This window comes from Bacillus sp. H1a, from assembly GCF_000633475.1.
GTDB classification, from domain to species: Bacteria; Bacillota; Bacilli; order Bacillales; family Bacillaceae_G; genus Bacillus_A; species Bacillus_A paramycoides.
The window spans coordinates 1-479 of record NZ_AYMH01000158.1; the positions used below are offsets into that span (position 1 = coordinate 1).

Sequence of the window (479 nt, forward strand, 5' to 3'; positions counted from 1 at the left end):
AGTAGTTACTGTCCCAATAGGAGTAAGTCTCCAAAAATCGGGGATTTTCTTGTGAGGATATAATTCTTGAAATTCCTCTGAAAGACTAATCAAACATTTTTCTATTTTAAAATCTCTTAATTGACTAGATTCTAATGCATTTTTAAATTTATCTGAAACAATAAAACAAGGTGTAGATTCTAACAAATCATCCCCAAGCCATCCATAGAACTCATAATGTAAAAATTGAACTTTTCCTGAAATCCCTTCTTCTCTAATTTCTTTTTCAGTTCCATAAACTGTTTGTTTTCCATGTCCCCCAGCTACTTCGGGTGCTAAAAGGTACAAATTCATAATTTTATTTTTCTCTTTAAATTATTTACTGGAATTTTGGATTTATCAATAATACCTATAAATTTCTCCATAAAGGCATCCCCTTTTAAAATATGTAATTTTTATAACCTTACAATTGTATACAAAATTAAATGTTTTAGTAATAT

1 protein-coding gene is annotated in these 479 nt (G+C 28.2%); it reads right to left on the reverse strand.

All coding sequences use genetic code 11. From position 1 onward, the window contains the following. Window positions 1–333, reverse strand: a 333-nt coding sequence (locus tag U860_RS0130920; RefSeq protein WP_025151489.1) for a hypothetical protein, incomplete at its 3' end; no start/stop codon positions are given. Window positions 334–479: the final 146 nt, after the last annotated feature.